This window comes from Pseudomonas sp. VEM90 (assembly GCF_054611535.1).
Genome location: NZ_JBTRAR010000051.1, coordinates 1 through 5,568 on the forward strand (window position 1 = coordinate 1; position 5,568 = coordinate 5,568).

General features: G+C 67.3%; 3 protein-coding genes. All 3 read right to left on the minus strand.

Features of this window, described 5'->3' with window-relative positions:
* Window positions 1–1,648, minus strand: a 1,648-nt coding sequence (locus ACYCCG_RS25925; RefSeq protein ID WP_459672301.1) for a condensation domain-containing protein, incomplete at its 3' end; no start/stop codon positions are given.
* A gap of 2 nt (window positions 1,649–1,650) precedes the next feature.
* On the minus strand, window positions 1,651–4,992 hold the full coding sequence (locus tag ACYCCG_RS25930) for an amino acid adenylation domain-containing protein (protein WP_459672303.1): 3,342 nt from the start codon (window positions 4,990–4,992) through the stop codon (window positions 1,651–1,653).
* Window positions 4,985–5,568: phosphopantetheine-binding protein (locus tag ACYCCG_RS25935; protein WP_459672306.1), on the minus strand; the 584-nt coding region annotated here is incomplete at its 5' end. The genes ACYCCG_RS25935 and ACYCCG_RS25930, both read right to left, overlap by 8 nt.

A 5,568-nucleotide genomic window follows, 5' to 3' on the forward strand; every position in this document is an offset into this window, starting at 1 on the left:
GGCGGTTGGCCAGCTGGTTGGCGCGGGCATCGAGCTCGGCGTAGCTCAGGCGCAGGTCACCGAATACCAGCGCCTCGGCGTCCGGAGTGCGTTGCACCTGGGCCTCGATCAAGCGCTGCACCGGGGTATCCAACGGGTACTCGGTGGCCGTGGCGTTGAAGCCCTCGACCAATTGCCGGCGTTGTTCATCGTCCAGCATCGCTAGGTCGCCGATGCACTGCGCCGGGTCGGAAACGATGGCTTCGAGAAGACGCTGCCAATGCCCGGCCAGGCGTTCGATGGTGCTGGCGTCGAACAGGTCGGTGGCATATTTGAACGAGGCCGCCAGGCCTTCGCCGGTTTCGAACGTATCGAGCATCAGGTCGAACTGCACGCTGCTGCCCTGCCAGGTCAGCGGCTCTATCGCCAACCCGTCCACCTGCAGCGCCACAGCACGGCCTTGGGCCTGGTGGTTGAACATCGTCTGGAACAGCGGGTGGTGGCTAAGGTCGCGCTCCGGTTGCAGCGCCTCGACCAAGTGTTCGAAGGCCAGTTCCTGGTGCGCCTGGGCCGCCAGGGCGTCGGCCTTGACCTGGGCCAACAACTGCTCGAAACGCAAGGTGTCGCTGAACTCGGCCTTCATCACCTGGGTGTTGACGAAGAAACCGATCAGCCCGCGGGTTTCCGGGCGGTTGCGGTTGGCCACCGGCACGCCGCTGCGCACCTGGGCCTGGCCGCTGTAGCGGTGCAGCAGGGTCTGGAAGCTGGCCAGCAGCAGCATGAACAGTGTCACACCCTGCTGCCGGGCCAATTGCTGTAGCCCGGCCCCCAAATCCTGGGGCAGCACCAGGTCGAGGCGCGCACCACGGTAGCTCTGTTCAGGCGGGCGCGGGCGATCGCTAGGCAGCTCCAGCAGGTACGGCGCATCGCCCAGGTGGGCGGCCCAGTACGCCAGCTGGCGCTCGCGCTCGCCGGCCTCCATCCACTGGCGCTGCCAGATGGCGTAGTCGGCGTACTGCACCGGCAACGGCGCCAGCGCTGCGGGCTGGCCGGCACGCTCGCCCTGGTAGAGGCGCACCAATTCGTCCACCAGCACTTGCATCGAGGCGCCGTCACTGACGATGTGGTGCAGGGTCAGCACCAGCACGTGTTCGGTGGGCGCCAGGGTCAGCAGCCTGACGCGCCACAGTGGCCCCTGGCGCAGGTCGAACAGGCGCTCGGTCTCGGACGCCACCAGCACTTGCAGAGCTGCCGCGTCGGGCTGCGAAGCGAGTACTTCTACCTGGAAGTCCAGGCCGAGCTCACCTGCGCCGTGGATGCGCTGGCAGGCCTGGCCCTGGTCTTCGTCGAAGGTGGTACGCAGCGCCTCATGGCGTGCCGCCAAGTGCTCAAGGGCGCGACGCAGGGCCAGGGTATCCACCTCGCCAACCAGGCGCAGGGCGCTGGGCACGTGGTAGGCGCTGCTGTCCGGCGCCAGGTGCCAGAGGAACCACTGGCGCTGCTGGGCATAGGACAGCGGCAACGTCTCAAAACCCTCTCGGCACGGTGGCAGCGGCAGGTTGGCCAGGCTCATGCCCTTGCCGGCGAGCTTTTCGAGGAAGGCCCGGCGCTGGGCCAGTGGCAGCTTGATGAAACGCTGGACCAGCGACGTGTTATCCATCTGTGCCATGTTCAGTTAGCCTCCAGTTCGGCAAGAAAGTCATGCATGTCGCTCAAGTCATCCTCGGGTTGATCGGCCAGGCAGGCCTGCACCGCCTCGGCGTAGTCGCGCAACGACGCCGCCATGAACAGCTGCTCCAGCGGCACGTTGGCACCCAGCTTGAGCTGCAGTTGGGCAGTGACCTGGGTCGCCAGCAGCGAGTGCCCGCCCAGTTCGAAGAAGTTGTCCTCAAGGCCCACCTGGGCCACCCCCAGCACCTGCTGCCAGACCTCGGCCAGCTGTTGTTGCAGTTCGGTTTGCGGTGCCAGGTACAGGGCCTGCTCATGGGGCACAGGATCAGGCAGCGCCTTGCGGTCGACCTTGGCGTTGGGCGTCAGCGGCAAGCGCTCGAGGAACACCCAGTGGGCCGGCACCATGTACGATGCCAGGTGCTGCTTGAGCTCGGCCTTGAGCTGCTCGCGCAATTGCGCCTTGCCCTGGTCGTCCAGGCCGGGCTCGGCGGGCACCAGGTAGGCCACCAATTGGTTGCCGGCCACCAACGAGCGCGCCAGCACCACCGCCTCGCGCACGCCAGGTGCGGCCAGCAGGCGGCTTTCGATCTCTCCCAGCTCGATGCGGAAACCACGGATCTTCACCTGATGGTCGACACGCCCCAGATAATCCACCACACCGTCTTCGCGCTGGCTGACGCGGTCACCGCTGCGGTACAGGCGTGCGCCGGTGGCGCCGAACGGGTCGGGTACGAAACGCTCGGCGGTCAACCCCGGGCGGCCTAGGTAACCACGGGCGACGCCCTCCCCGCCCAGGTACAGCTCGCCAGGATGGGTGCAAGGCACCTGTTGCAGGTTGGCGTCGAGTACATGGGCGGTGCGGTTGCCCACGCGCACACCAATCGGTGCATAGGCCGCGCCGCAAGCGGTGGCAGCGTCGGCCTTCCACAGCAGCGGCGTGACCACGGTCTCGGTGGGGCCATAGCCGTTGATGATGAACTGTGGGCGTAGCGCGCGCCGGGCCAGTTCGAACAGGGCCTCGGGTACGGCGTCACCGCCGAAGCAATACACGCGCACCGGTGGCGGATTGCCGTCGCGCTCGGCGTGCTCGGCCAGCTGTTGCAGGTAGGCCGGCGGGAACGCCGCCACGCTCACCTGGTACCGGTGCAGTTGCGCGTAGGTATGGGCCGGGGTCCACAGGCTGTTGTCACGCAGCAGCAGGCGGGCGCCATGGCTCAAAGCGGTCAGCCAGCGCTCGTGGGCGCCGTCGAAGGCGAACGACATGAAATGCAGTTCGCAATCCACCGGGCTCATGCCATAGCGCTCGCCGATGGCCTGGCAATGCATGGCCAGCGGCCGGTGGGTCACGCCGACGCCCTTGGGCTGGCCGGTGGAGCCGGAGGTGTAGATCACATAGGCCAGGTTATCGCCAGCCAATGCCGCCTGGGGCGGGTGCTCCGGGTAGCCGGCCAGGTCCAGGCGGTCCAGCAGCAGCGCCTGCGCAGCGAGGTGCCCGGGCAGTACGTCGACCAGGCTGGCCTGGGTCAGCAGCACGCCCATGGCGCAGTCGTCCAGCAGGTACTCCAGGCGCTGGCGTGGGTAGTCCGGGTCCAGCGGTACATAGGCGGCGCCGGCCTTGAGCACGGCCAGCAAGGCCACCGGCAGCTCGATGCCACGCTCGAGCAACACCGCCACCCGCGACTCGGGGCCGATGCCATGGGCGACCAGCGCATGGGCCAGGCGGTTGGTCCGGCTTTCCAGCTCGGCAAAATTCAGCTGTCGCTCGCCACAGATCAGCGCCACGGCTTCGGGCGTGCGCGCCGCCCACTCGGCGATGCGCTGGTGCACCAAATCACCCTCATAGGCCGGCGCCAGTATGTTCCATTGGGCAAAACGTGCCTGCTGCTGGTCGGCCAGCAATGGCAGGTGCGCCACTGCCTGGTCAGGCTGGGCCACCACGGCTTCGAGCAGGCGCTGCCAATCGGCGGCCAGGCGCGCCATGCGCGCCTCGTCGAACAGGTCGGTGGCGTACACCAGCGCGGCGCGCACACCGTCGTGCTGTTCGGTGGTATTGAGGGTGAGGTCGAAGTGGGTCTGCTGGGCGGCCCAGTCTACTTCCTGCAGCACTAACCCCGGCAATTGCAGGTTGCTGGCGTGGGCACTGACCTGGTGGTTGAACATCACCTGGAACAGCGGGTTGACGCTAAGGCTACGCTCGGGCTGCAAGGCCTCGACCAGTTGCTCGAACGGCAGGTCCTGGTGGTCCTGGGCTTGTTGCACGGTGTCGCGCACCTGGGCGAGCAACTGACGGAAGCTGGCCAGCCCGTCGACCTGGGCGCGCAGCACCTGGGTGTTGACGAAAAAGCCCACCAGCCCTTCGGTTTCTTCGCGGCCGCGGTTGGCCACCGGTACCCCGACGCGGATGTCGGCCTGGCCGGTGTAGCGATGCAACAGCACCTGCCAGGCGCACAGCAGCAAGGTGAACAGGGTCGCCCCTTCGGCCTGGGCCTGGGCCTTGAGAGCCGCATGCAGCGGCGCCGGCAAGGCAAAGTCCAAGCGTGCACCACGGAAGCTCTGCAGCGCCGGGCGCGCCCGATCGCAGGGCAGCTCCAGCACCGGCTGCTCGCCGCCGAGCTGGTCGACCCAGTACGCCAGTTGGCGCTCGCCCTCGCCGCTGGCCAGCCATTGCCGCTGCCAGGCTGCGAAATCGCCGTAGCTGATGGGCGGCTGCGCAAGCGTCAGTTCGCGCCCTTCGCAGCCGGCGGCGTAGCGCTGGAACAACTCTTCCACCAGCAGGTTCATCGACCAGGCATCGGCGATGATGTGCTGTAGGGTCAGCACCAGCACCTGGTCATCGTCGGCCAGGCGCAGCAAGCGAACCCGCAGCAATGCGTCACCGCGCAGGTCGAACGGCCGCTGCACCTCTTCACGCACGTGGGCCAGCAGCGCCTCGCCGTCGGCAACCAGCGGCTGCACAGTGAAGTAGCCGCTCAATTGCTCGCGCACTTGCTGGCGCACCGTATCGCCATGTTGCACGAACACCGTGCGCAGGCTGGCATGGCGCTGCACCAGGCCGGCGAAGGCCGCCTCCAGCGCCGCCTGGTCGAGCCGGCCGCGCAGGCGCAGTGCCGAAGCGATATTGTAGCCACTGCCCTGAGGCTCGAGCTGCCAGAGGAACCACTGGCGCTGCTGGGCGAACGACAGCACCTGAGCATCATCGGCCAGCGCCGGCACGATCGGCAGCCGCTCGACCCGCACGCCGGCCTGGCGCAACTTGGCGAACAGCTGCATGCGTTTGTCGCTGCCCAGGCCGCGGATACGCTCGACCATTTCCCGGGTGCGCGCGTGCTGTTGATCAAGCATTGTGTTCCTCCAGTTCATCGAGGGCGCCGAAAATCAGATCGAGCTTCAGCCCCGAATCTTGCTTGCCGTGCTGTTCGCCGACATGAGTGGCCAGTGCGGACAGTTGCCGCAGGCCATGGAAATCCTTGAGCGGCAAATCGATGCCCAACTGCGTGCGCAGGCGGGTCTGCACCATCACAAGTTGCAGCGAATGGCCGCCCAGTTCGAAGAAGTCGTCATCCAGGCCGATGCGCTCGACCTGCAGCACCTCCTGCCAGATCGCCGCCAGGCGCTGCTCCAGGTCGGTCACCGGGGCGCGATACTGGCCACGGCCCGCACCACTTTCGGGAGCTGGCAAGGCACGGCGTTCGAGCTTGCCGTTGGGGCTCAGGGGCATTTGCGCAAGCGCCACCCAATGGGCCGGGATCATGTACTCCGGCAGGTTTGCCTTGAGGCGGGCCTTGACGATGTCGCGCAGGGCCTGCTCATCGGTGCCTGCCTCGCTCGGTACCACATAGCCCACCAGTTGCAGGCTGCCGGCCAGCTCCACCGCCAGCACCACCGCCTCGCGCACTTCGGGCTGCTCCATCAGCCGTG